Origin of the sequence: Pseudolabrys sp. FHR47, assembly GCF_005153485.1 — a bacterium.
Lineage (GTDB): Bacteria > Pseudomonadota > Alphaproteobacteria > Rhizobiales > Xanthobacteraceae > Pseudolabrys.
Genome location: NZ_CP039740.1, coordinates 3604853 through 3628775 on the forward strand (window position 1 = coordinate 3604853; position 23923 = coordinate 3628775).

The window sequence follows — 23923 nt, forward strand, 5'->3', positions numbered from 1 at the left end:
ATGCGTGTCCTCCTGACCGGCGCCACGGGATTTGTAGGTTCGCATGTGCTGGATCGCCTGGTCGCGGATGGCCATCAAGTCGCCTGCCTGTTGCGGCCCAGCTCCGACCCCTGGCGCATCGCCGCGCATCTCCCGCGCATCACCGTGATTACCGGCGATCTGGCCGCGATCGAGGACATCAACGCACTGTCGGCTTTCAGGCCGGAGGCCACGATCCATCTTGCTTGGCAAGGTGTCGGCAATCGTCACCGCGACGACCCGCGTCAACATGACAACATCGCGCAAAGCCTGGCCCTGATGCAGCGCTGTGCGGCGGCCGGCGTGCGTACCTGGATCGCGCTGGGCTCGCAGGCCGAATACGGCCCCTGCGCCGAGCCGATCGACGAAAGCACCGCGACCCGGCCGACCAATGCCTATGGCAAGGCCAAACTTCAGGCCGCCCAGGACAGCGCCGCGGCCGCGGCTGGCCTCGGCTTGCGCTTTGCCTGGCTCAGGCTGTTTTCCTCCTACGGCCCGAAAGATGACGCCGCCTGGCTGATCCCATTCCTGTGCCTGTCGCTGTTGAAGGGGCAGCGTCCGGCGCTGACGGCGGGCGAACAGCTCTGGGATTTTCTCTACATCACCGATGTGGCGCGTGGCATAGTCGCGGTGATGAACAATTCGCAGGCGCAAGGCATTTTCAATCTGGGTGCGGGACAAGCGGTTCCGCTCCGGCATGTCGTTGAGGCGATCCGCGATCGCATCGATCCGGCCCTGCCGCTTGGCCTCGGAGACGTCCCCTATCGGCCGGATCAAGTCATGCGGCTCAAGGCCGATATTTCCCGCCTGAGCGAGGCCACCGGCTGGCGGCCTCTGGTCGGCCTCGACGCCGGCCTGGCCGAGACGATCGAATGGTACCGGACCCATGTCGACCGCTACTCGTGAACTCGCGCGCCATTTGCGCGCCCGCACGCTGCGGATGGTCCATCGCGCCAAGGCCTCGCATGTCGGCTCGTGCTTTTCGGCCGCCGATATCCTCGCCGTGTTGTATGGCGAGGTGCTGAAGGTCGATCCGTCGCGCCCGGACTGGGCCGACCGTGATCGCTTCATCATGAGCAAGGGCCACGCCGCCGCCATCCTCTATGCGGTGCTTGCGGCCAAAGGTTTCTTTGCGGACGAACTGCTCGACAGCTACAGCCAGGATGGTTCGCAGCTCGCCGGCCACGTCACCGCGACGGTACCGGGCATCCAGGTGTCGACAGGCTCGCTCGGTCATGGCCTGCCGATCGGCTGTGGCATGGCGCTGGCCGCAAAGCACGATCGCAAGGACTGGCGGGTCTTCGTCGTCATGAGCGACGGCGAGTGCAATGAAGGCTCGAACTGGGAGGCTGCCTTGTTCGGCGCCAGGTTCGGCCTCGACAATCTTGTCGCCATCATCGACTACAACAAGCTTCAGGGCTTTGGCGGCAGCGACGACGTGCTGGGGCTGGCGCCGCTTGCCGACAAATGGAAGAGCTTCGGCTGGACCGTCATTGAACTCGACGGCCACGATCACGACGCGCTGACGGCGGCGGCGGCGCGCTCGGCGGCAAAGCCCGGCAAGCCGACCATGATCGTCGCCCACACCACCAAGGGCAAAGGCGTGAGCTTCATGGAAGGCAGCCTCGCCTGGCACTACAAGTCTCCCTCCGATGCCGATTTCGCCGCCGCTCTCGCCGAAATCGAAGCCGAGGGAGCTCGGCCCTCGTGAGAACCGCTTTCGTCAAGAGCCTGTGCGATCTCGCCGCCGCCGATGACCGCATCTGGCTGGTCTCGGGCGACCTCGGCTACGGCACGCTGGAGCCGTACCTCGAGCGTGTTCCCGATCGCTTCATCAATGCCGGCGTCGCCGAGCAGAACATGATCGGGGTCGCCGCGGGACTGGCGATGACCGGCAAGATCGTGTTCGTCTATTCGATCGCCAATTTCCCGACCTTGCGCTGCCTCGAGCAGATCAGAAACGACGTCTGCTATCATCAGGCGCGCGTTCACATCGTTGCCGTCGGCGGCGGCTTTACTTACGGCGCGCAAGGCTACACGCATCATGGCGTCGAGGACCTCGCCATCCTCGGGGCACTGCCGGAGCTGACGGTGCTGGCGCCCGGCGATCCGGTCGAAGCCCGACTCTTGGTGCCGCAGATGATCGATCTTCCCGGCCCGAGCTATCTGCGTCTCGGCCGCGCCGGGGAACAGGTCGTCCATGGCGGCGACGTCCCGGACGTCCGGATCGGACAGGCCACCCTGGTCCGCAAGGGCACTCGCCTCACCTTCATCAGCATTGGCGCGATGCTCCCCGTCGCCCTCGCGGCCGCGGACCAGTTGGCGGCCGAAGGCATCGATGCCCGCGTCCTGTCGATGCACACCTTGAAACCATTGGACAAATTGGCGGTCATGACCGCGGTTCATGAAACCGGCGCCATCGTCACGGTCGAGGAACACACCCCCCACGGCGGGCTTGGCTCGCGCGTTGCCGATGTTCTGATAAGCGAAGGCGTGTTGCCGCGCTTTGCCCAATTCGCCATTCCGCCGGGCCTGACCAAGACCGTCGGGTCTCAATCCTATTTGCGAAGCTTGATGGGCGACCTTGCGCAAACGGCGCGTCAGCTCATTGGAAACGGGGACCGGGCATGAAGAAGATATCGATCATTTCGCCCTGTTTTAACGAAGAGGACAATATCGAGGAATGCGCCGCCGCGGTGCGGCGCCTGTTCGTCGACGGGCCGCTTGCGGGTTACGACTACGAACACATCTTCGCCGACAATGCCTCGGTCGACGGCAGCGCCAGGATTCTGCGCGAGATTGCGGCCAAGGATCCCCACGTGAAGGTGATTTTCAATGCTCGCAATTACGGACCGTTCCGCTCCACCTTCAACGCACTTCGTGCGACATCGGGCGATGCGGTTCTGGTGATGCTTGCGGTCGACCTTCAGGACCCGCCCGAATTGTTGGTCGGTTTCATCCGGCACTGGGAAGAAGGCTACAAGGTCGTGTGCGGCGCCCGCAACCAGCGCGAGGAAGGCGCCATCATGCGTGCCGCGCGACATGCCTATTACCGGCTGGTCAATCGCCTCGCCGATATCGATATTCCGGTCGACGCCGGCGAGTTTCAGCTCGTCGATCGCATCGTGGTCGAAGCCCTGAAGCGTTCCGACGATTACTACCCCTATATTCGCGGCATGATCGCCGACTGCGGCTTCAAGGCCAAAGTTGTTCCTTACGTCTGGCGTAGCCGTGCGCGCGGGCTGTCGAAGAACCGGCTCTATCACTTATTTGATCAAGGCATGAACGGCCTGATCTCCTTCACGAACGTTCCGATCCGCATCGGCGCCTTGTTCGGCTTCGTGCTGGCGGCCGGAAGCCTGTTCTATGCGCTCGTGCAGTTGATCATCAACTTGACGTTCTCTGGCCTGGCCGAACCGGGCATCGCGACATTGATCGTGGCAATCTTTTTCTTCTCGGGCGTTCAGCTCGCATTCTTCGGATTGCTCGGCGAGTACGTCGCCGCGATCCACGCGCAGGTTCGCCGTGGTTCCGTGGTGGTCGAGGCCGAACGCATCAATTTCTGACGCGTCACGGCCCTATGCGAAGGGAGGCGATCGGACCGGCATTGCCGGCCGGATCGACGGCGCGAAGCGCGAGATAAGGGCGATCCGCGGGCGCGCGCATCCGCCACAAAGAGCGGCTCTGCTTTTCCCCTCCCAATCCCGGCGCCGGCAGAGGCAGAGCGGTCGGCAAGGCCACCTGCCAATCGTCCTCGGATTGAACGGGGTCGCGCGACCATCGCGCATCCAGCCTGTCGGCATATCCAACCTCGCCGTCATCGCCCGGCGACGTCCACGACAAGCTCTTGTCTGTCGCGGCCGGATCGGTGCGGAACGGCAATATCTCGGCAGGCTGCAGATACCAGTTGCCTGCCTCCATGCCGGCGGTGAGGACAATGCGCAAACGTTCCGTGCTGGTCCTGGGAATGCGCAAAGTCCGCCACGGCATCTCGGACAGATCCATGGCAACATCGGTCACGACGGCCGCCCATGCCTGCCGCTGTTTGTCGAAGCGATAGACGGACGCCCGCATCGGCGTCAGATGGCCGTGAGCATCACGCGGCAGGATGTCGATACCCTCGATCTCTTCCTCGCGCGGGAAGGTCAGGTCGACATTGACCGTACCCTTCGGCGGCAATGGCCCGATATTCAGGAAAGTCCGGCCGTCGCCATCGATCGCCGCCTCGGATGCCCCGGATGGTTTGATACCGGTCGACGACACGGCAGCGATGGCCGACGGCGGAACCGCGATGCGCCCACCGGCCTTTTCCGTCACGGCCAGATCCCTCACAGGTCCCGGAGGAACGGTGTCGCGACTAATCCTGGCCTGGTCGACCCAACCCGGCAGCGCATCCTTGATCCGCAGTTCGCGCAGACGCTTCAGGTCGGCGAGTCGGCACCATGAATTCTCCAACGGACCGTTCACGAGACGCAGCCGCATATCGAGCCTGCCCGAGAACTGCACCCCCGCCTGCAGGATGTTGACCCGGCGCAACACCGGCTCGGCCGTGTTCGCGACCGGCACCGCTTCAAGACAACGGCTGTACTGGATCGGCAGCACGAGCAGCGAGGTGCCCGCGCTGCGTGCCTTCAGCCGGTAGGCGCTGCGCTCATAGGCGAACGACACGTCGGTTGCCGGAACCAGCGGCACTTCGACCGGTGAATCGGTGACGGTGTCGCGGCGGAAATCGAAACCGGGCCGTCTCATCGCCTCCACAGTCGCGGCGGCGCTATCGGCAACCGTGACGCGCGTGGGCGAAGCATCGCCCAGATTGGCATCGGTCAGTTCGTAAAGATAAAGCGTCCGGCCATGCGCCAGCGGAATTTCCCAGCGCCGCCCCAGATGCACATCAGCGCGGATCGGCGCATCCGTCAGCACATAGCGAACCCCGATCGAGCGCAGATAGTCGGGATTGACCCGCGACACGATGATGACGTTGCGCCGTTGCCTATCCTCGGGCGCCGCCAGGAAGTAGCGCACCATCTGGAAATAAGTCGGGCTGATGAGTTGGTTGTAGATGAACAAGGTCGGGATGCCGAAGTACCACAAATCGATGGCACGATGGCCGTTGCCCAGTTGATCCGCCAGCAGCCGGTCGTTGAGCGTCGACACCGACCAGTCCAGCCCGGCGTTCGCCTTGGCCATGGGCATGTAGGTCGCGACGATGCCGCGATACGGCCGTCCCGGCTCGACGCGAATTTCTCGGGTGAGAATTTCCGACAACGGAGACTGACGCGGCGGCGTCAGCCAGAAATTAGCATAGGCGCGTTTGCCTCGATCGAAGAACGACAGCCCCAGCATGAGAGCGACCGCGAGGACAGCGGCAATCAACCGCGCTGACGGCGTCGACCAGCGCCGCGCGATGGCAATGCCGTCCTCGCCAGTGGCCCATGCGACAGGCACGGACAGGCCGGCGACGATCGTCATGACCATGAAGGGCCAGAACAGCACCTCGAAATCCCGCGGCCTTGGACCGAACAGGACTGAACTGGCGAAGTAATGGAAGAACAGGCCGATCCCCACCAGCGCGACATAGTAGATCAGCGAAGCGGTCGCGACCCAGCGGTAGACGGGAGGCCCGTATTTCGACGCCAGCCACGCGCATATGATGAACAAGGTCGCGACATAGGCGCCCCAGCCGCCGCTGAACATGATGGAGATCAGGTCGAGCGATCGCTCATAGTCGGTCATGTCGCCGGGAAACATCGCGGCCGCCGTATTGAGAAACAGTCCGGCCAGGAACGGCACAATCGTCGGCATAGCGGCGAGAGCCAGCAATGCGCCGCAGGCGACCTTGATCCAGCGCTCGCGTCCCCCGCTCGTGACGACAAAGCCGATGCCGAATGCGACGTAAAGCGGCGCGAACAGCGGCGCGTAATATGGCGCGAACGCAATCGTCACCACGATAAGAACGGCGATCGCGACAACCGCGCCGACGGTGATCGCCCAGCCGCGCAGGCCGACCCATCGAAACAGCACGATCGACAGACACACCAGCGCCAGCGAAACGCCACCCCATGGCCCGAGACCACCGATTGGGTAGACCGGCTGCGGATAGATGTAGGGATAGTAGATGAAACAGGTACCCCATGCCGTGAGAACTGCCTGAAGAAACGACAGGCCAAACAGCCGCGCCGACGCGAACATCGCAAGGTACGTCACGATCGCGCAGAGCGTATAGGTCGTAACTTTTAGCAGAATCGGATCGCTGATGAATCCGATCAGGATGGGGAAGCCAAAAACCCAATTGTTCCAGAGCAATTGAAGATCATATAACCCGCTATACGGGATGCCTTGCAACGACAGGCTAGGCTGAAGAAAATCGTGAGACCATTTGAGCAGGTCGATAAAATAGGCGCCATCATAGGTTACGAACAAAACCGCCTGATTCAAAAAGAAGAGCAGGAAGGATGCCAATGCAAACGTTATAATATGAAAAAAAATCCGCATATTTCTATGAAAACACTTGAGCGACGACCGTCATCGCTCTTTGGTCGCGGCACTATAGTCAACATCTGCCACAAAACAACGGCAAAACGCCGCTCGCATTGATCGGGAACGTCACCGACCTCGCCGTCGGCGTGCTAGGTTTCAAGAGCCGGGATACGCTGAATATCACAACTGACGAGGTGCACGGCTCCAATCATTGCTTATCTCTTAGACCGACACGACCGACAGGTCATCGATCACCAGACGAACCTTGCGGCCAAGAAGATCGAGGAGGATCGAAACCCGATCCTGGTCGCTACCCTCGAACATGCCGAGGCAATCTGAAAATACGCCATCGACCACGCGAACCTGGTCGCCCGGCGCAAAGCGCGGCTTGTCGCTGAGTTGAATGAATCCTTGACCATCTTCGCGCTGCTTTAGCGCGGCGATCACCTGCGGCGGAACCGGCGAAAGCGCTTCGTCGTTGCGGACGAGACCGACCACTCCGACGGTCGACTGGATCGCCCGCCAGCGTTGCGTCGTGACATCGATGGAGACGAACAGGTAGCGCGGAAACACGGGCGCCGCGACCGTCTCGATACGCCGGGCATGGCGGCGGCGTTTCAAATAACGCGGCAGATAGGTTTCGAACCCCTGCCGCTGAAGATGGGCAGCCGCTTATTCTCACAGTGCGCGTGCGCGTGCACGGCGTACCACTGGGACGCCGTCTGGGTCATGGCTGCGCACCCCGTAAGACTGGAGCGATTCCCACTTCGTCACCGGACGCGATGCGAGACATGGCCTGCTCCCGAAAGGGTTCAGTCATGAACTCCTAGGTTGCCGCCCGCGCAATCGTCAAGCTTGAATTGAGAGCGAGAATCCAGCCGTTCGGAGCTTCAGTCGTGCCGAGCGCACAGCGCCCTCGGCGGACAACGTTTTTCCGCCGCCGGACCTTATCGTCCGCGAACCTGATCGATCCAGTGATGAAACCTGATTTGGTAGCGGGGAGGGACTTGAACCCCCGACCTACGGATTATGATTCCGCCGCTCTAACCAGCTGAGCTACCCCGCCACTACCATGACCCTCGGTCATGAATCCCGCGGTCAAGGGCGCGATATAGGGAGGCGGCGCGAAGCCTGTCAAGCAAGCTCGACCGAAATCCCTGATCCGCCTGTCAATTCGGGCAAATTCGCCCCGACCGGACACATACAAGGTCCGGCCACCCTGCCTACTTCGGCTGGACCTGCGGATTGCCGCCCGGCGAGCCCGGCGGCGGGATCACCGGGGTCCGCCCGGCCTCCGGCGTCGGGGCCTTGATCTCGGGATCGACTGCCGGCGGGCAGATCACCCCGCCCGACTGGGCGAGCTTGCTGCTCAGCGTCTGGTCATCCGGCTTGCGTACGACGATATCGCCGCCCTTCCCGACCGTCGCATGGGTGCCGTCCGGCCCGCAGGCCCTGGGATCGACGGCTTCCGCCTTTGGCGGCTCCGCCGGCTTGTCGGACGGCGGCGCCTGCGCCACGGCAACACCCGCCGATACGCACAAAACAGCAGCCGCCAGAATGGAATTTCGGAATCTGCACTGGCTCGCCATGGCGTCCTCCATTCGGAGAGACAACCACCGGCCCCGCGACCCAGTTCCGCCTCAGGCCGCCTTCGGTTCCGCCTGGACGCGGGCAAACCGGATCATCGCGAAATGCCCAAGCGGCGGCAAAGGCCGCCTCTCGACAATGCGCATGCCGCCGTGCCGGGCCGCCCAATTGGCCAGCCGCGCGAACGGAAACTCCGGCCGCCAGCCGAGCCGGCGCGCCAAAGGCGCAAAACAGGCTTCGAACACCCGCCGCAATCCCCTTTCGGCGCCGATGTGATTGACCAGGATGATCTCGCCGCCCGGTTTGAGCACGCGTGCGAACTCATCGAGGGTCGCTTCCGGGTTCGGCACGGCGGTGATGACGTATTGCGCCACGATGACATCGAAGGAGTGATCCGGCACCGCCATGCGCATGGCATCCATCACCGCCAATGTCTCGACATTGACGAGCTTCTGCGTGACGACACGTTCATGCGCCTTGCGCAGCATCGGCTCCGAAAGGTCCATGCCGACAATGCGAATGTTCGACGGATAACCCGGCAGCGAAATGCCGGTGCCGACGCCGACCTCGAGCAGGCGGCCGCCAGGCGGACACGCCTTGCCCGCCGCCTCGATGGCGGCGCTGCGTCCCGCTTCGAACACCTTGCCGAAGACGAGATCGTAAATCGGCGCCCAGCGCGCATACGCTTTCTCGACGCCGTGTTTGCTGATGTCCCCGCCCATAATGGCTTTTTTGTTTCTTGTTTAAGCGACCGATGCCCGCGCTTCTTCGCTCACAGGCGGCCGCTCGCCGGCCGCCACCGCGCCGCGGATAAAGCCGCCGCCGAGCACGCGCGCCTGCCCTTCCGCCGTATCGTAGAACACGCAGGCTTGTCCGGGCGACACGCCATGCTCGCCATCGACCAGATCGACCTCGTAGCCGCCTGCGCTCCGGCGCAGCCAGGCCGCCTGTGGCGGACGCGACGAGCGCACCTTCACATGAACCTCGAGCCGGCCATTGCCGAGCACATCGTCGATGTCGCCGTCGCCGATCCAGTTGACGTCGCGCAGCGTGATGCTCTGCGTCTTGAGTGCCTCGCGCGGCCCCACGATGACACGCCGGCTCTCGGCATCGAGCCGCACCACATACAGCGGCGCGCTCGAAGCAATGCCGAGTCCACGGCGCTGGCCGACGGTGAAATGAATGATGCCGTTATGCTTGCCGAGCGTCTTGCCGTGGATATCGACAATCTCGCCGGGCTCGGCCGCGCCGGGCTTCAGCCGCGCGATGATGTCGGCGTAGCTGCCGGTCGGTACGAAACAGATGTCCTGACTGTCGTGCTTGTCGGCGACCGCGAGTTCGAATTGCCGCGCGAGTTCGCGAGTCTCCGCTTTGGACTTGTCACCGAGCGGAAAGCGCAGCATGTCGAGTTGTTCGGACGTTGTGCCGAACAAGAAATAGCTCTGGTCCTTGTCGTCCTCGCGCGCACGGAACAGGCCGCGGCGGCCGGACGACAGTAGGCGCGAAGAAACGTAATGTCCGGTGGCCATGACGTCGGCGTTGAGATCGCGCGCTGTGTGCAGGAGGTCGTGAAACTTGATCGACATGTTGCACGCGATGCACGGCACCGGTGTCTCGCCGGCAATGTAGCTCTCGGCAAAGCGATCGATCACCGCCTCCTTGAAGCGGCTTTCGTAGTCGAGCACGTAGTGCGGAATACCGATGCGCTCGGCGACCGCGCGGGCGTCGTAGATGTCCTGCCCGGCGCAGCAGGCGCCCTTGCGATGAACCGCGGCGCCGTGGTCGTAGAGCTGCAGCGTGACGCCGACGACGTCATAGCCCTCGGCCTTGAGCAAGGCAGCCGTCACCGAACTGTCGACGCCGCCGGACATGGCAACGACGACACGGGTATCCTCCGGCCGCTTGGGCAATTCGAGCGAGTTCATCATGGCGTTTGTCTTACACCATATGGCGGCCGGCGGGGCGAATTGGAAGTCGGGACTGGGCGGGGCGTCGAGCCTTGGAACGGCTCAAGAAAGCGCCGGGAACACCGCATTCCCTGTGTCCCGGCGCCTTACCGGCACAATGCGCGGTGCGGACCGTGATCGGGCCTCAGACCGGCCGTCAGCCGCCCGGCAGTTCAATTGAACACGCCGCTAACTCCCGCAGTGGCCCGACCCGGCAAAACCTGCCGCCTGCGGCGGGTTTAGCCGACCGCCCGAACCCGGCCGGCGGCCCGACGCCGGCGTAAGCCACTGTAACATTTATTATTTTTCCGTGTCCGCGGCTGGCCTGACGATTGCAAAAGCAAGGGGGTCAACAGCGGAGGTGCGTCTTGTCCCAGGTTGCGGTCGATTTTCAGACCCAGACTTCCAGCGCCATATTGGCCAAGGCAGGCCGGCAGAACTCAGCCTCGCAAAAGGCGTCGTCGAGCCGGTTCGACGACCTCCTGAGCGCCATTCCCGACGCGCCGCAGGAACCGCAGGCCCGCGCCAAGACCGATGCGCCCGAACGGCCACAGCCCGCCGAGACCCGCAGCCCCAAGCGCGACGAGCGCGCTGATCGCACCAGCCGTGACGACCGCACGGCGCAGGCCGACCGCACCGCCAAATCCGACACCGCGGCGGATGACGGCAAGGCACCGGCTGCCGATGCGGCGCCGACGAAGGATGCCGGCACAACCGGGACCGACACAGCCGCGACCGAGACGAAATCCGCCGACGGCGCCGCGACCGACGAGACGAAATCCTCCGACACCGACAGCAAAGCTACCGACGGCGAGAACACCGACACGACCGCTGTGACTCAGGCGGCCGTTGAGGCGATGGTTCCGCAGGCCGTGGTGATCGATCCGACGGCCGCCCCCGTTGGCGAACCGGCACTCGACGGCGAAGTCGCCGCCAAGACTGCTACCAAGGTCGAGACTGCGACCGGCGCGACGCAACCGTCGAACAAAGCCGCCGAGCAGCAGGCCGCCATGCTTGCCGATCAGTCGACCGGCCTCAGCGCTGACGATGCCGAAGTGCTGTCGGCACTGGCGGCCAAGGCGCAGCAGGGTCTGAAGAACGCCGAGGGCGACAAGGCCGAAAAGAAGGCTTCGAGCGACAAGCCGGCGCACACCGCCAAGCAGGGCGGCGGCGATGCCGCGACCGCCCAGATGGCGCAGGCCGACGGCACCGAAGCCAAGAGCACCGAACCTAAGAGCGCCGAAGCCAGGCCTGTTCAGTCCGACCTCGCCAAGGTCGGGGTCGAGCATCAGCGCAGCCAGGGCGACAACGATGCCAAGCCGGCGGATCACGCAGCGCAGGGCATCACCGTCAACAGCGTCGCCCCGAAGACCGACGGGATGCAACTGCAGAACTTCTCGGCGGTACTGCACCAGACTCATGCGACCGGCGCCTCCGCCTCTGCCAGCGGCGCGGCTTCAATCTCCAGCGACGACAAGGCGGTTTCAATCGCCAACGTTCCGGTCGAGATTTCAGCGAAGATCACATCCGGCAAGAACCAGTTCGACATCCGGCTCGATCCGGAAGAACTCGGCAAAATCCATGTGAAGGTCAACGTCGACCGCGACGGCAACATCACCACGCATATGGTCGCCGACCGTCCCGAAACGCTCGACCTTCTGCGCCGCGACACGCAGGGCCTGGAACGCGCCCTGCAGGATGCCGGCTTGAAGACGTCCGACAACAGCCTGCAGTTCTCGCTCCGCGACCAGACACAACAGCAGCAACAAAATCAGCAGGACGGACAGGCGACCCGCCAGTCCGCCGCCGAGGATGAACTGGCGACGACACTGACCACCACCGTCATTGCCCGCGACTATGGCCGCTACAGCTCGCGGCCGAGCGGCGTCGATATCCGGGTTTGAGAGCGAGGATCGCGCGATGAGCTTGATCAATTCGGCAACGGCGACGACCTCGACCGGAACCTCGAGTACGACGTCAAGCACGACGTCGTCCGACCAGATGGTCGCGAGCAACTTCACGACCTTCCTGCAGCTTCTAACGACGCAGTTGCAGAACCAGAACCCACTCGATCCCCTCGACACCAACCAGTTCACCCAGCAACTGGTGCAATTCGCGCAGGTCGAGCAGCAGATGAAGTCTAACGACCAGCTCGCCTCGCTCCTGGCGCTGGAGAAAAACGCGCAGCAGACCACGGCGCTGGCCTATGTCGGCCATACGGTTGTCGTCGATGGCGCCACCACGGAACTGACCTCGAGCGGTGCGACCTGGAGCTTCAACTCGACGAAGCCGGCGACCGCGACCGTGACCATCAAGGACGATGCTACTGGACAGACGGCCTATACCGGCACCTACAGCGTAAGCTCCGGGGACCAGAAATTCACCTGGGACGGCAAAGGCGCCGATGGCAAGCAATGGCCGGCGGGCAATTACACGATCTCCATCACCGCGGTCGACGCCAACCAGCAGACTGTGAATGTCTCGACCGAGATCCAGGCCGTCGTCACCGCGGCGAACCTGCAGCAGGACCCGCCGACACTGACCATCGCCGGCAAGGACTACACCGCCGACAAGATCAAGCGCATCGTGATCCCGAACACCACGACTCAGTCCGGCACTGGCTCCTGACGCGTATGGCCGGCCGGCGCCGGGCTGCCAAAAATTGCTGAGTTCCTGCGCTTAGTATTGTTGATGCGAAATAACCCCGAAATATTAAACTGCGACGCATTTATTACCTCCGGCGGCTCGCCGGCTCTCTAAAACCGCTGAAAACGCCTTATTTTCATGGATGAGTTTGCCGCCGGCGCCGGCCGCCGCGCGGCCCGGGCAAGTGTCCGGTGCGGCGCCAACCGTAACCAAAAGGTTAGCGCCGATTAGGCAAACATTTCCTCATCGTCGCAATGCGCTTAGGCAAATTTTAAGCCGCCATGTGTAGTTTTTGCGATGTTGAGTACTTAGTCAGTCCTGTGTCTTTGTGAGTAAACCAATGACCGAACCCCACCGCCCGAGGGTCAAATACGTCATCGGGCCCGATGGCAGTCCGCTGACGATCGCCGACTTGCCGCCGCCGACGACGAAGCGCTGGGTCATCCGCCGCAAGGCCGAAGTGGTCGCCGCGGTCCGTGGCGGTTTGTTGTCTCTCGAAGAAGCCTGCGCCCGCTACACGCTGACGGTGGAGGAATTCCTCTCCTGGCAGTATTCGATCGACCAGCACGGTCTCGCGGGCCTGCGCACCACGCGCATCCAGCAGTATCGCCAGTAAGCGATCCCGATCCGGTTTTCCTGAATACGCCAGCCCCCTGCGGCTGGCGTTTTCTTTTCTTGTTCACCACCACGGCGACAACCGGCCCTTTGTCGGTTGCAGCCGCATTCCACAAGCGTGGCGCGGGAACTCGTTAACCGGGTGGTAACCATCCACTGGGCAAAACTTGCCGGGTAAGGGCGCAACTCACCGCGCCGCCCGGTTCAGGATAGCCCCGTGCAAGGTTTGCTCGATTTTCTGAAGTCTCTTGGCGCTGCGCGCCTGGCGGCGATGGGCGCCGTGACAATGGCGCTCATCGGCTTTTTCGCCTTCCTGATGATGCAGATGACCGCCCCGGTCCTGGTGCCGCTGTTCACCGACCTCACGATCGAGGACTCGAACGCCATCATCAAGGACCTCGAGCGGCAGGCCATCCCGTTCCAGGTCAAGAACGACGGCGCCATCATCATGGTGCCGAAGGACAAGGTCACCCGCCTGCGCATGAAGCTGGCCGAAGGCGGCCTGCCCAAGGGCGGCGGCGTCGGCTACGAAATCTTCGACAAATCGGACGCGCTGGGCGCCACCTCTTTCATCCAGAACATCAATCACTTGCGCGCGCTGGAGGGCGAACTCGCCCGCACCATCCGCTCGATCGACCGGGTGCAGGCGGCCCGCGTCCACCTGGTGCTGCCGGAACGTCCGCTGTTCTCGCGCGACAAGGTCGAGGCCACCGCCTCCATCGTGCTCAAGGTGCGCGGCCAGCTCGAGCCGCAGCAGGTGCGCGCCATCCGCCATCTGGTGGCGAGCGCGGTCAACGGCATGAAGCCGGAGCGCGTCTCGGTCATCGACGAGGCCGGCCGCCTGCTTGCCGACGGCGCGCGACAGGACAACTTGGTCGGCGGCGTCACGGCCGACGAGCGCAAGACGGCGTTCGAGAGCCGGCTGCGCAACCAGGTCGAGGACATCGTTACCTCGGTGGTCGGCCCCGGCAAGGCGCGGGTGCAGGTCAGCGCAGACTTCGACATGAACCGCATCACCGAGACGCAGGACAAGTTCGATCCGGACGGCCGCGTGCTGCGCTCGAGCCAGACCCGCGAAGAGCAGTCCAACTCCAGCGAGGGCAAAGAAGGCGGTCAGGTCTCCGCCTCCAACGAATTGCCCGGCGCCAGCAAGGACGGCAGTAACAACAGCCCGTCCTCGCGCGACCAGAGCCGCAAGACCGAGGAAATCGTCAATTACGAAATCTCGCGCATCACCAAGACCGAGGTGACCGAGGCCGGCCGTCTCAACCGCCTGTCCGCGGCGGTGCTGGTCGACGGCCGCTACACCAAGAACGACAAGGGCGAGATGATCTACGAAGCGCGCCCGAAGGAAGAGATCGACCGCATCGCGGCGCTGGTGCGTACCGCGATCGGCTTCGACGCCAAGCGAGGCGATCAGGTCGAAGTCGTGAACCTGCGCTTTGCCGACTCGGTGCAGGTCCCGGTCGGCGAAGACGCCGGCTGGATGAAGTATCTCGCTTTCTCCAAGGACGACATCATGGGCATGGCCGAGAAAGGCGTGATGGCCCTGCTCGGCTTCATCGTGCTCCTGATGGTGGTGCGACCGCTGGTGCGCCGGGTCATCGCGCCCGACGCCGCCGAAAAGGCGCGCCTGGCCGGCATGGCTGGCGTCGCCGGCGCGCTCGGCGCCCCGGGCTTCGTGCCGGGTTCGATCGAGATCGGCCCGGACGGCAATCCGATCTCCACCATCACCGACAAGAGCGGCACCAACATCGCCATCGTCAACTCCGAGGAGCAGGTCGCAATCTCCAACCGCACCTCGGCGATGATCGACGTCGCCAAGGTGCAGGGCCAGGTGCACGCGCAGTCGGTGCAGAAGGTGGGGGAGCTCGCCGAAAAAAACCCTCATGAGGCGGTGTCGATCATTCGCAGCTGGTTGCATGAGGACGCCGCCTGATGGCCAAGACGCAGCCCAAAGACCCCGACGCGATGCGCGACGACATCGGCGGCCTGATGGCCGAACTCGCCAGCCGCCCCGCCTCGAACAAGACCATGCGCAAGCTGACCGGCCCGGAGCGCGCCGCCGTGCTGATGCTGGCGCTCGGCGAGCAGTATGGCGGCAAGATCTTCTCGCTGCTGGACGACGACGAACTGCGCGAGATTTCCATCGTCATGTCGTCGCTCGGCACCGTCGATGCCGAGCAGGTCGAACAGCTGATGCTCGAGTTTGTCGGACGGCTGTCGGCCTCCGGCGCGCTGCTCGGCAACTATGACGCCACCGAGCGCCTGCTGGCGCAGTTCCTGCCGAAGGATCGCATCGCCGGCATCATGGACGAAATCCGCGGGCCCGCGGGCCGCAACATGTGGGAAAAGCTCGCCAACGTGCAGGAAGAGGTGCTGGCGAACTATCTCAAGAACGAATACCCGCAAACCGTCGCCGTGGTGCTGTCGAAGCTGCGTCCCGAACATGCTGCGCGCGTGCTCGGCATCCTGCCGGAAGAAATGGCGCTCGACTGCGTCAACCGCATGCTCAAGATGGAAGCGGTGCAGAAGGAAGTCATCGAGCGCGTCGAGCAGACCCTGCGCACCGAATTCATGTCCAACATCTCGCAGACGCGCCGCCGCGACGCGCACGAGGTGATGGCGGAAATCTTCAACAATTTCGACCGCCAGACCGAAACCCGCTTCCTGACCGCGCTCGAAGATGACAACCGCGACGCCGCCGAACGCATCAAGGCGCTGATGTTCACCTTCGACGACCTGATCAAGCTCGACTCCGGCTCGGCGCAGACGCTGATGCGCTCGATCGACAAGGACAAGCTCGCCGTCGCGCTCAAGGGCGCCTCCGAAGGCGTGCGCGAATTCTTCTTCAAGAACATGTCCTCGCGCGCCGCCAAGATGCTGGTCGACGACATGCAGGCGATGGGCGCGGTGCGCCTCCGCGACGTCGACGAGGCGCAGACTTTGCTGGTGAATATCGCCAAGGATCTCGCGGCCAAGGGAGAAATCCTGATCGCCAAGAGCCGCGGCGGCGACGACGAACTGGTGTATTAGCGCTTGATCCCGAAAAGTGGTCACCGGTTTTCGGACTAGATCAAGCGCAACTGAAAGAGAATGAACAAGATGGCTGCTGCCGCCAAATTCCTGTTCGATGAGGACTTCGCCACCGGCGAGAAGCCGACCATTACCTTGGTCGAGGCCGAGCGGCGCCGCGCCGACGCGGAATCCGTCGCGCATCGCCAGGGCTTCGAGGCGGGGCAGAATCAGGCGCGCGCCGAACAGAATGAGCGTATCGCCAGGGCGCTCACCTCGCTCGCCGACCGGGCAGCGCGGCTCGATGCCCAACTCAAGGACATCGAGGCGCGCCTCGAAAGCGAGGCGGTACAGGTCGCCTTCTCAGTCGCAAGCAAGCTGGTGCCCGAACTGATCACCCGCGAACCTTTCGCCGAGATCGAGGTGCTGGCCACCGACTGCTTCCGCCAGCTCATCGCCACGCCGCAAATCTCGATCCATGTCGGCCAGGACATCTACGACATCGCCAAGCACAAGCTCGAAGAGATTGCCCGCACGCGCGGCTTCGACGGCCGCATCGACGTGATGGCCGATGCGACCTTGGGCGCCGGCGATTGCCGCATCGAGTGGGCCGAAGGCGGTGTCGTGCGCGACCGCGAGGCGACCATGAAAATTATCGACGAAGCCGTGCAGCGCTACATCGCGGCGCGCATCGCGCAGAACTAAACAGGAAGGGTTCGGAGACAGGCCATGAGTGACAATGACAGCAAAGTACCGCTCCCGGACCTGGAAGGCGGCGCACCCGAAGTGGTCGAAGCCGGCCCGCTGGCCCCGACCGGCGAAGACTCGGTGCATCGCGGTGCCGCCGATCTCGAAGCGGTGTTCGACGTTCCGGTGCAGGTCTCGGCCGTGCTCGGTCGCACGCGCATGGAAGTCGGCGATCTGTTGAAGCTCGGGCCGGGCGCGGTGCTCGAACTCGACCGCAAGGTCGGCGAGGCCATCGATATCTACGTGAACAACCGCCTGGTGGCGCGCGGCGAAGTCGTGCTGGTCGAGGAAAAGCTCGGCGTGACCATGACGGAAATCATCAAGGCGGACAAGAACTGACGCGGCGCGGCGCGCCGTAAGGCGCGGCAACCCGCATATCAAGGACGAATGCCATGCGGCTACTCATCATCGGCACCCTCGGCGGCCAGCTCACCATCGCCAGCAAGATCGCGATGGACAAGGGCGCTTCGGTCACCCACGCCGACTCCATCGACCAGGGCCTCGCAGTGCTGCGCTCCGGGCGCGGCGCCGACCTTCTGATGGTCGATGTCGCGATCGACATCCGCGAACTGGTGGAGAAGCTGGAAGCCGAGCGCATCCACGTGCCGATTGTGGCCTGCGGCGTCACCAACGATGCCCGCGCCGCCGTGCGTGCCATCCATGCCGGCGCCAAAGAATACATCCCGCTGCCGCCCGATCCGGATCTGATCGCCGCCGTCCTTGCCGCCGTGACGCAGGACAACCGCGACATGATCTATCGCGACGAGGCGATGGCCTCAGTCGTGAAGCTGGCGCAGCAGGTCGCGGTGTCCGAAGCCTCGGTGCTGATCACCGGCGAAAGTGGCACCGGCAAGGAAGTGCTCGCCCGCTTCGTGCATTCGCGCTCGCAGCGCGCCAAGAAACCATTCATCTCGGTCAACTGCGCCGCCATTCCGGAGAACCTGCTCGAATCCGAACTGTTCGGTCATGAGAAAGGTGCCTTCACCGGCGCACTCGCCCGCCGCATCGGCAAGTTCGAAGAGGCCAATGGCGGCACGCTGCTGCTCGACGAAATCTCCGAAATGGACGTGCGCCTGCAGGCCAAACTGTTGCGCGCTATCCAGGAACGCGTCATCGACCGCGTCGGCGGCGGCAAGCCCGTGCCGGTCGATATCCGCATCATCGCCACCTCGAACCGCAATCTGTCGGAAGCTGTGCGGGCCGGCACTTTCCGTGAAGATCTGATGTTCCGCCTGAATGTCGTGAACCTGAAGATCCCGGCGCTGCGCGACCGTCCGGCCGACATCCCGGAACTCGCCACCTATTTCGTCAAGAAATACTCCGAGGCCAACGGCCTGCCGGTGCGGCCGCTGTCGTCGGAGGCGCGGCACGCGCTCAGCGTTAATCGTTGGCCTGGCAACGTGCGCGAACTGGAAAACACGCTGCATCGTGCCGTCATCCTCTCGACGGGCGCGGACATCGGCGTCGACGGCATCCTGTCGCCCGACGGCGCGCGGCTCGACTCCTCGCGCGGCACCGGCGTTGCCGAACAGGCGGCGCTGGCCGCCGAGCAGGTCACCCGCAACCTGGTCGGCCGCACCGTGGCCGAGGTCGAGCGCGATCTCATCCTCGAGACCTTGCGCCACTGCCTCGGCAACCGGACCCATGCCGCCAATATCCTCGGCATCTCGATCCGCACCTTGCGCAACAAGCTCAACGAATATTCGGCGGACGGCGCACCGATCCCGCCGCCGCACGGCGGCGAGATGAAAGGCGCGGCGTAAGCGCGACATCGTTAAAAATTGAAACGGCCGGTGTTCACCCCACCGGCCGTTTTGCATTGTTGCCATCATGGAACCCTCCGCCACCTCGCGCGGTTAAGCGGGGATGGTGAAAGTCCTGCTCTGCCACAATCCCAATGCCGGCAACAAAGGCCACGATCGCGACAGCCTCAAGGCCGCGCTCAAGCTAGCCGGCCATGACGTCCGTTATGCGTCGGTGAAGGACGAGAAATTCGTCGCCGCCTTCGACAAATCGGTCGATCTCATCGTCGCCGCCGGCGGCGACGGCACCATCGCGTCGGTGCTCACGCAAATTCCCGACCGGAGCGTCCCGGTCGCCCTTCTGCCGCTCGGCACCGCCAACAATTTCGCGCGTTCGCTCGGCATCGCCGGAACGCCGCAGGAACTGGTGGAGATGTGGGATCCCGAGCATACCTGCCCGGTATCGCTCGGCTCCGTCACCGGCCACTGGGGCACCAGCCTGTTTCTGGAGGCCTACGGCGTCGGCGTCTTCCCGCAGTTCCTGCTCGATGCCAAGAAGGGCAAGAAGCCGGAGGGCGCTCGCAATCTGCAGCAGGGCCGCGAATTGCTGCAGAAGGCGCTCAAGCGCGCCAAGCCGATCGAGGTCTCCCTGACGATCGGCGACAAGAAGCAAGAGCTGGAACTGCTCGGCATTGAGGTCTGCAACATCGCCTTCACCGGCCCCGGCCTGCCGCTGGCGGCCAAAGCCGACGTCAGCGACGACAAGCTCGACATCGTCATGTTCGAAGCCGATGAGCGCAAGGCACTGATGAAATGGCTCGAGGCGCCGCAGGACGACGAGCCGCCGGCGACTTTCCGCAAGGGCACCGAGGTCGAAATCACATTCCGTGATGCCCCGACGCGGCTCGACGATGAATCCTACGAGGCGACCGGCGGCAAGCACAGCATCGACATCGTCTGCGAGGAGACGCCGCTCAACGTCGTCATTCCAATAAAGCACCCGGTGCAGAAGACGCCGGAGAAAAAGGCAGCCGCGTCATGACTGCCGCGAGCAAGACGAAAGCCAAGTCCGCCCGCGCGGCTTCGCCCACGCCGCTCATCGACGGCGTGTCGCGCGATCTGCTGCGCGACATCGAGCATCTCGCCATCGAACTCGCTGGCATTGCCGGTACCGAGATCGCCAAGGCAATGGGCGGGCTGCTCGCGGTCAAATACAAGACCGCCATCAAGGAAGACGAATGGCGCGATCCGGTCTCCGAGGTCGATGACAAAGTTGAGCGCCTGATGCGCGAGCGCCTCGCCGAGCATTTCCCCGATCACGACATCATCGGCGAGGAAATGAAAGAACGGCCGAGCCGCGACAGCGATTTCATCTGGTCGGTCGATCCGATCGACGGCACCGCTAATTTCGTCAACGGCTTTCCGCTGTTCTCGGCGTCGATCGGCGTGCTGCACAAGGGCGTGCCGGTGGTCGGCGCGCTGTGGTGTCCGATCAGCCACGCGTTGCGCGCCGGAGTCTATCACTGCACGCGCGGCGGCAAGGTCCGCTTCGATGGCGCCGATGTGACGCCGAAGGTCAATCCGGCGGTGCGTCGCCGCCTGGTCGGCGTGCCGGTCGCCACCGTGAGCGACGGCTTCTGGGAAACGCGCAAGACCGGCTCCGCGGCGCTCGAATGCGCCATGGTCGCCGCCGGCCTGATGCAGGCCGCGCGTTTTGCCGCGCCGAATATCTGGGACGTCGCCGGGGGTCTCGCGCTGATCTTCGCCGGCGGCGGTATCGCGCGCCGCCGCCAGGGCGACGATTGGGTGCCAATGGAAAAGTTCGCGCCGACCAAGGAGACGCCGGACCTACGCTATTGGAAATGTGAACTCATCGTGGGCGAGCCGAGTGCGGTCGAACGCATGTGCGAGGCGCAGAAGGCGGCTTGATCGAGGTCAACAAGGCGGCGGTATCCGGCGCCGACAAGAATCAGAAAGCCCGGCAACAAGGCCGGGCTTTCTGCACATCCGATGACCGGTATCTGCTTCAGGCTAACGCTTGGCTGCCCGAGCAACCCTTTCATCCTTGTTTTGGCGGTCGCGAGCCGAATTGAACTCCACGGCCTTGGCCATGAGATCGTTACCCATGGCGTCGAGGCTGTCGGCTACTGCGCGGCCGGCGCGCGCCAGCCTGGCGCATTCATCGGCCTTCTCGATAAGGTATTGTTCGATATCTTGCATCCACGTCCCTTTCGTTCGCGGGCAAGTAAGAGCAAAAGACGACCGATTCAAGGACGCGCAAGGGCAATGAAGATCGTTATTGGGCGCGCGGGTGCAATATTGTGACGCGGCGGCGGTAATCCGAGGTTGTTTATAATGTTCGTCTACAAAATATGTACTGCCGCGCTCTGGGCCGAAGCCGAGCGTGAGCGCGTGTTCCGCGGCGCGCCGGTCGATTTCGCCGATGGCTATATTCACTTTTCCACGGCCGCGCAGGTCGCCGAGACGCTGACGAAGCACTTCGCCGGTCAGTCCAATCTCCTGCTCGTCGAAGTCGACACCGCCCGCCTCGGCGATGCGCTCAAATGGGAGCCGTCGCGCGGCGGCGCGCTGTTCCCGCATCTTTACGACGTGCTCGACCTCACTGCGGTGAACCGCGTTATGGAGTTGCCGCTCGGCACCGACGGCTGCCACACCCTGCCACAGCTACCTGCATGAATCTTGGGCATGACCTGAATTGAGGCAGCGGTGGGTGGAACGCTGCGGCGCCTTGGCGCGTTTGCACCGCATAACAGGATCAGCCGTATGCGATGGGAAGATTTCAGCCGGGCGGGCCAATTCCACCCGTCCGTTTTTCATGCCAGCGCCGGCCCGCTGCGGGAGGCCGCGACCGAGGAGCGTGCCTCCGGGGCGATGCGTTATCGTTGCCCCGTGAGCGCCTCCTTCGTGCTCGTGACCGAAGAGCCGATCCTCGCTACGCTGAAAGCTCGCCCGCCGCTGCGCCGGCGTTGCCCGGCCTGCGGCGAGATGCATCTGCTCTGTGTCGCCGGCGGCTAAGCCTGCCGTCGCACGCGACATCGCGTTACCTTCGTTTGCATCGGCCGAGCGTGTAAGGTCGAGGTTACAAATGGACCTCGACGCCAACCGCAGTCTGATCGTCGCCGCCCTCACCCGCATAGCCGGGGGCGAGAAGACAGCCCTGCAAACCGTCTATCGGCTGACCTCCGCGAAGCTTTTTGCGATCTGCCTCCGTATCTTGGGCAGCCGTGAAGATGCGGAGGACGTATTGCAGGACGTTTACCTCACCGTGTGGCGCAAAGCCGCCGATTTCGATGCAAGCCGGGCGAGCCCGATGACCTGGCTGATCGCGATTGCCCGCAACCGTGCGATCGATCGCCTGCGTGCGAACCGCAGCGGACCGGTGCGCAGTCCGCTCGAAACCGCCGCCGCGGTCGCTGATGCCGCACCGGGCGCCGAAGACCGGCTCGCGCAAAACGAAGAGCAGATGCGGCTCAGGACCTGCCTCGACGCCCTTGCCGCCGAGGAAGGCCGTTCGCTGCGCGACGCATTCTTTGAAGCCCATACCTATGAAGAGCTGGCCCGCCGTGATGGGATACCGGCGGGCACGATGAAGAGTCGAATTCGCCGAGCCCTGATGAAGCTGAAGAACTGCCTGGACAATGCCGCGATCCGATGAGCGACCTGCGCGACGATAACGGGCTGTCGCCCGACCAGTGGCTGGCCGCCGAATACGCCCTCGGCGTGCTCGAGCACGACGAACGCGCGCGCGTCGAGGCTCGCCTCGCTAGCGATACGGCGTTCGTAAGCCTGGTCGAGGAATGGCAGTTGCGCCTAGCGCCACTGGCGGGAGAATTGAATGAAGTCGCGCCGTCGGCGGCGCTCTGGGACCGCATCGCCAACGCGCTCCCCCCATCGTCCGACCTGCGTGCGCAACCTGGACTGTGGCAAAGCCTGGCGTTCTGGCGCGGCCTCGCCGCGGCGAGCGCGGCGCTGGCCGTCGCCTGCCTTGCGCTTTTCATTTACGCTGGCGGCTTCTCGGGCGCGCCGCCGCCGCTCGCCCCGCTTCTCGCGTCCATCGATGGCGGCGGCCATCGCCATTTCATCGCTACGGTCGACCCATCGCATGGCAACGTCGCCGTCGTACCGGCGGCATTTGCCGCCGATGCGACCCGCGTGCCGGAGCTTTGGCTCATTCCCGCCGACGGCCGGCCGCGACCGCTCGGCCTGCTGAGCGCGACCCAGGCCGTTACAATCGCAATCCCGGCCGCCCTTGTGCCCCATGCCACGGCGGACGCCGTACTCGCCGTATCGCTGGAACCGAGGGGAGGCTCGCCGACGGGTCAACCGACCGGGCCGGTCGTCGCCAGCGGCAAGCTCACGCGTCTGTGAACGAAGCCGAAGCATCCGCGCGCCACGCGCACCCGTAGCTGCTTGCGTCTCCGCCATGAAAGGAGACCGCAACAGAGAAACGGGAGTAACTCAATGAATCTCGCTTTCAAGCCTGCCGGTGCCGCGCTGGCGCTGGCCGCCGCCCTTGCCGTCGCCGTCCCGGCGGCCGGCATCGCCCAGGAGAAGATGGTCGGCGGTGCCGCCATGCTTCCCTCGAAGAACATTGTCGAGAACGCTGTGAACTCGAAGGATCACACGACGTTGGTCGCCGCCGTGAAGGCGGCGGGCCTGGTCGACACGCTCTCGGGCAAGGGACCGTTCACGGTCTTCGCGCCGACCAACGCGGCCTTCGCCAAGCTGCCGGCCGGCACCGTCGACACGCTGCTCAAGCCCGAAAACAAGGCGCAGCTCACCAAGGTGCTGACCTGCCACGTCGTCGCGGCCGACGCCATGGCGGCCGTCATCGGCAAGATGATCAAGGACGAAGGCGGCATGCACAAGGTCAAGACCGTCGGCGGCTGCATGCTGACGGCCAAGATGTCCGGCGACAAGCTTCAGCTCGTCGACGAAAAGGGCCAGACCGCCACCGTCACGATCGCCGACGTGAAGCAGTCGAACGGCGTCATCCACGTCATCGACACCGTCGTGCTGCCGGCGGGCTGATCCCGGCAGGCGGTAGGCCCGCCTGACCGAACGCCGCCCCCTCCCGATTCCCCGCGGGAGGGGGACGGTCCCCGCCGT

General features: G+C 64.1%; 26 protein-coding genes and 1 tRNA gene. 20 read left to right on the plus strand and 7 right to left on the minus strand.

Going from position 1 to position 23923, the window contains the following annotated elements; all coding sequences use genetic code 11:
* The 4 genes from E8Q40_RS17605 to E8Q40_RS17620 are packed head-to-tail and all read left to right on the plus strand — an operon-like array spanning nt 1 to nt 3584.
* Nucleotides 1–924 (plus strand): NAD(P)-dependent oxidoreductase, encoded by a 924-nt coding sequence (locus E8Q40_RS17605; protein WP_137045778.1) that lies wholly within the window; start codon nt 1–3, stop codon nt 922–924.
* Nucleotides 905–1729, plus strand: coding sequence for a transketolase (locus E8Q40_RS17610; protein ID WP_137045779.1), 825 nt, complete (start codon nt 905–907; stop codon nt 1727–1729). Before E8Q40_RS17605 ends, E8Q40_RS17610 begins: the two co-directional genes overlap by 20 nt.
* Nucleotides 1726–2649 (plus strand): transketolase family protein, encoded by a 924-nt coding sequence (locus tag E8Q40_RS17615; protein WP_137045780.1) that lies wholly within the window; start codon nt 1726–1728, stop codon nt 2647–2649. The genes E8Q40_RS17610 and E8Q40_RS17615 overlap by 4 nt, the downstream gene beginning before the upstream one ends.
* Nucleotides 2646–3584, plus strand: a complete 939-nt coding sequence (locus E8Q40_RS17620; protein WP_137045781.1) for a glycosyltransferase family 2 protein — start codon at nt 2646–2648, stop codon at nt 3582–3584. Before E8Q40_RS17615 ends, E8Q40_RS17620 begins: the two co-directional genes overlap by 4 nt.
* Before the next feature lie 4 nt (nt 3585–3588).
* Here the strand turns inward: E8Q40_RS17620 and E8Q40_RS17625 are convergent, their stop codons facing one another.
* Complete coding sequence (locus E8Q40_RS17625; RefSeq protein WP_137045782.1) at nt 3589–6321, minus strand: hypothetical protein; 2733 nt, start codon at nt 6319–6321, stop codon at nt 3589–3591.
* Between the two features lie 63 nt (nt 6322–6384).
* Here E8Q40_RS17625 and E8Q40_RS17630 point away from each other — a divergent pair, with 63 nt between their 5' ends.
* Nucleotides 6385–6612: a hypothetical protein gene (locus tag E8Q40_RS17630; protein ID WP_137045783.1), complete on the plus strand. Its 228-nt coding sequence runs from the start codon at nt 6385–6387 to the stop codon at nt 6610–6612.
* Between the two features lie 105 nt (nt 6613–6717).
* Here E8Q40_RS17630 and E8Q40_RS17635 read toward each other — a convergent pair whose 3' ends face one another.
* From E8Q40_RS17635 to mnmA, 5 genes are all read right to left on the minus strand, one after another.
* A complete protein-coding gene (locus E8Q40_RS17635; RefSeq protein ID WP_246662898.1) occupies nt 6718–7116 on the minus strand; it encodes a transcription termination/antitermination protein NusG in 399 nt (132 codons plus the stop codon).
* Between the two features lie 369 nt (nt 7117–7485).
* Nucleotides 7486–7561: transfer RNA gene (locus tag E8Q40_RS17640), tRNA-Met, on the minus strand.
* Nucleotides 7562–7718: 157 nt separating this feature from the next.
* The gene (locus E8Q40_RS17645) at nt 7719–8084 is read right to left on the minus strand and encodes a hypothetical protein (RefSeq protein WP_137045784.1); all 366 of its coding nucleotides are present in this window, start codon (nt 8082–8084) and stop codon (nt 7719–7721) included.
* Between the two features lie 51 nt (nt 8085–8135).
* Complete coding sequence (locus E8Q40_RS17650) at nt 8136–8804, minus strand: class I SAM-dependent methyltransferase (protein WP_137045785.1); 669 nt, start codon at nt 8802–8804, stop codon at nt 8136–8138.
* A gap of 21 nt (nt 8805–8825) precedes the next feature.
* Nucleotides 8826–10010: a tRNA 2-thiouridine(34) synthase MnmA gene (gene mnmA / locus E8Q40_RS17655; RefSeq protein WP_137045786.1), complete on the minus strand. Its 1185-nt coding sequence runs from the start codon at nt 10008–10010 to the stop codon at nt 8826–8828.
* A 386-nt stretch (nt 10011–10396) separates the two neighbouring features.
* On the opposite strand from mnmA, the gene E8Q40_RS17660 reads away from it, so the two are divergent.
* The 10 genes from E8Q40_RS17660 (at nt 10397) to E8Q40_RS17705 (ending at nt 20722) form a co-directional block, all read left to right on the plus strand.
* Nucleotides 10397–11932, plus strand: a complete 1536-nt coding sequence (locus E8Q40_RS17660; RefSeq protein WP_137045787.1) for a flagellar hook-length control protein FliK — start codon at nt 10397–10399, stop codon at nt 11930–11932.
* Between the two features lie 16 nt (nt 11933–11948).
* Nucleotides 11949–12656 (plus strand): flagellar hook assembly protein FlgD, encoded by a 708-nt coding sequence (locus E8Q40_RS17665; RefSeq protein WP_137045788.1) that lies wholly within the window; start codon nt 11949–11951, stop codon nt 12654–12656.
* A gap of 358 nt (nt 12657–13014) precedes the next feature.
* On the plus strand, nt 13015–13290 hold the full coding sequence (locus E8Q40_RS17670) for a DUF1153 domain-containing protein (RefSeq protein ID WP_056912129.1): 276 nt from the start codon (nt 13015–13017) through the stop codon (nt 13288–13290).
* 216 nt (nt 13291–13506) lie between these two features.
* A complete protein-coding gene (fliF, locus tag E8Q40_RS17675) occupies nt 13507–15228 on the plus strand; it encodes a flagellar basal-body MS-ring/collar protein FliF (protein WP_137045789.1) in 1722 nt (573 codons plus the stop codon).
* Nucleotides 15228–16325: a flagellar motor switch protein FliG gene (fliG, locus tag E8Q40_RS17680; RefSeq protein ID WP_137045790.1), complete on the plus strand. Its 1098-nt coding sequence runs from the start codon at nt 15228–15230 to the stop codon at nt 16323–16325. Before fliF ends, fliG begins: the two co-directional genes overlap by 1 nt.
* A gap of 69 nt (nt 16326–16394) precedes the next feature.
* The gene (locus tag E8Q40_RS17685; protein ID WP_168197885.1) at nt 16395–17009 is read left to right on the plus strand and encodes a FliH/SctL family protein; all 615 of its coding nucleotides are present in this window, start codon (nt 16395–16397) and stop codon (nt 17007–17009) included.
* 24 nt (nt 17010–17033) lie between these two features.
* Nucleotides 17034–17390: a flagellar motor switch protein FliN gene (gene fliN / locus E8Q40_RS17690; RefSeq protein WP_137045792.1), complete on the plus strand. Its 357-nt coding sequence runs from the start codon at nt 17034–17036 to the stop codon at nt 17388–17390.
* Between the two features lie 53 nt (nt 17391–17443).
* Nucleotides 17444–18814 carry a sigma-54 dependent transcriptional regulator gene (locus E8Q40_RS17695; protein ID WP_137045793.1) on the plus strand — a complete coding sequence of 457 codons (1371 nt, stop codon included), beginning with the start codon at nt 17444–17446 and terminating at the stop codon, nt 18812–18814.
* A gap of 103 nt (nt 18815–18917) precedes the next feature.
* Nucleotides 18918–19835, plus strand: coding sequence for a diacylglycerol kinase family protein (locus E8Q40_RS17700; protein ID WP_137045794.1), 918 nt, complete (start codon nt 18918–18920; stop codon nt 19833–19835).
* Nucleotides 19832–20722, plus strand: coding sequence for an inositol monophosphatase (locus tag E8Q40_RS17705; protein WP_137045795.1), 891 nt, complete (start codon nt 19832–19834; stop codon nt 20720–20722). The genes E8Q40_RS17700 and E8Q40_RS17705 overlap by 4 nt, the downstream gene beginning before the upstream one ends.
* Nucleotides 20723–20824: 102 nt before the next feature.
* On the opposite strand, the gene E8Q40_RS17710 is transcribed toward E8Q40_RS17705, so the two are convergent.
* Nucleotides 20825–21013, minus strand: a complete 189-nt coding sequence (locus tag E8Q40_RS17710) for a hypothetical protein (RefSeq protein WP_137045796.1) — start codon at nt 21011–21013, stop codon at nt 20825–20827.
* Nucleotides 21014–21148: 135 nt separating this feature from the next.
* On the opposite strand from E8Q40_RS17710, the gene E8Q40_RS17715 reads away from it, so the two are divergent.
* The 5 genes from E8Q40_RS17715 (at nt 21149) to E8Q40_RS17735 (ending at nt 23845) form a co-directional block, all read left to right on the plus strand.
* Nucleotides 21149–21490 carry a DUF952 domain-containing protein gene (locus tag E8Q40_RS17715; protein ID WP_137045797.1) on the plus strand — a complete coding sequence of 114 codons (342 nt, stop codon included), beginning with the start codon at nt 21149–21151 and terminating at the stop codon, nt 21488–21490.
* A gap of 87 nt (nt 21491–21577) precedes the next feature.
* The gene (locus E8Q40_RS17720) at nt 21578–21829 is read left to right on the plus strand and encodes a hypothetical protein (protein ID WP_137045798.1); all 252 of its coding nucleotides are present in this window, start codon (nt 21578–21580) and stop codon (nt 21827–21829) included.
* Between the two features lie 70 nt (nt 21830–21899).
* A complete protein-coding gene (locus tag E8Q40_RS17725) occupies nt 21900–22469 on the plus strand; it encodes a sigma-70 family RNA polymerase sigma factor (protein ID WP_137045799.1) in 570 nt (189 codons plus the stop codon).
* Complete coding sequence (locus tag E8Q40_RS17730) at nt 22466–23182, plus strand: anti-sigma factor domain-containing protein (RefSeq protein WP_137045800.1); 717 nt, start codon at nt 22466–22468, stop codon at nt 23180–23182. The genes E8Q40_RS17725 and E8Q40_RS17730 overlap by 4 nt, the downstream gene beginning before the upstream one ends.
* A gap of 93 nt (nt 23183–23275) precedes the next feature.
* Complete coding sequence (locus E8Q40_RS17735) at nt 23276–23845, plus strand: fasciclin domain-containing protein (RefSeq protein WP_137045801.1); 570 nt, start codon at nt 23276–23278, stop codon at nt 23843–23845.
* Nucleotides 23846–23923: the final 78 nt, after the last annotated feature.

Excerpts from the sequence above, each read along its gene's own strand:
- E8Q40_RS17720 (WP_137045798.1), top strand. The coding sequence starts at position 21,578 with ATGCGATGGGAAGATTTCAGCCGGGCGGGCCAATTCCACCCGTCCGTT.
- E8Q40_RS17685 (WP_168197885.1), top strand. The coding sequence starts at position 16,395 with ATGGCTGCTGCCGCCAAATTCCTGTTCGATGAGGACTTCGCCACCGGC.
- E8Q40_RS17620 (WP_137045781.1), top strand. The coding sequence starts at position 2,646 with ATGAAGAAGATATCGATCATTTCGCCCTGTTTTAACGAAGAGGACAAT.
- E8Q40_RS17705 (WP_137045795.1), top strand. The coding sequence starts at position 19,832 with ATGACTGCCGCGAGCAAGACGAAAGCCAAGTCCGCCCGCGCGGCTTCG.
- E8Q40_RS17670 (WP_056912129.1), top strand. The coding sequence starts at position 13,015 with ATGACCGAACCCCACCGCCCGAGGGTCAAATACGTCATCGGGCCCGAT.
- E8Q40_RS17710 (WP_137045796.1), bottom strand. The coding sequence starts at position 21,013 with ATGCAAGATATCGAACAATACCTTATCGAGAAGGCCGATGAATGCGCC.
- E8Q40_RS17665 (WP_137045788.1), top strand. The coding sequence starts at position 11,949 with ATGAGCTTGATCAATTCGGCAACGGCGACGACCTCGACCGGAACCTCG.
- fliG (WP_137045790.1), top strand. The coding sequence starts at position 15,228 with ATGGCCAAGACGCAGCCCAAAGACCCCGACGCGATGCGCGACGACATC.
- E8Q40_RS17645 (WP_137045784.1), bottom strand. The coding sequence starts at position 8,084 with ATGGCGAGCCAGTGCAGATTCCGAAATTCCATTCTGGCGGCTGCTGTT.
- E8Q40_RS17730 (WP_137045800.1), top strand. The coding sequence starts at position 22,466 with ATGAGCGACCTGCGCGACGATAACGGGCTGTCGCCCGACCAGTGGCTG.
- E8Q40_RS17735 (WP_137045801.1), top strand. The coding sequence starts at position 23,276 with ATGAATCTCGCTTTCAAGCCTGCCGGTGCCGCGCTGGCGCTGGCCGCC.
- E8Q40_RS17725 (WP_137045799.1), top strand. The coding sequence starts at position 21,900 with ATGGACCTCGACGCCAACCGCAGTCTGATCGTCGCCGCCCTCACCCGC.
- E8Q40_RS17650 (WP_137045785.1), bottom strand. The coding sequence starts at position 8,804 with ATGGGCGGGGACATCAGCAAACACGGCGTCGAGAAAGCGTATGCGCGC.
- E8Q40_RS17715 (WP_137045797.1), top strand. The coding sequence starts at position 21,149 with ATGTTCGTCTACAAAATATGTACTGCCGCGCTCTGGGCCGAAGCCGAG.
- mnmA (WP_137045786.1), bottom strand. The coding sequence starts at position 10,010 with ATGATGAACTCGCTCGAATTGCCCAAGCGGCCGGAGGATACCCGTGTC.
- E8Q40_RS17605 (WP_137045778.1), top strand. The coding sequence starts at position 1 with ATGCGTGTCCTCCTGACCGGCGCCACGGGATTTGTAGGTTCGCATGTG.
- E8Q40_RS17700 (WP_137045794.1), top strand. The coding sequence starts at position 18,918 with ATGGTGAAAGTCCTGCTCTGCCACAATCCCAATGCCGGCAACAAAGGC.
- fliN (WP_137045792.1), top strand. The coding sequence starts at position 17,034 with ATGAGTGACAATGACAGCAAAGTACCGCTCCCGGACCTGGAAGGCGGC.
- E8Q40_RS17695 (WP_137045793.1), top strand. The coding sequence starts at position 17,444 with ATGCGGCTACTCATCATCGGCACCCTCGGCGGCCAGCTCACCATCGCC.
- E8Q40_RS17610 (WP_137045779.1), top strand. The coding sequence starts at position 905 with ATGTCGACCGCTACTCGTGAACTCGCGCGCCATTTGCGCGCCCGCACG.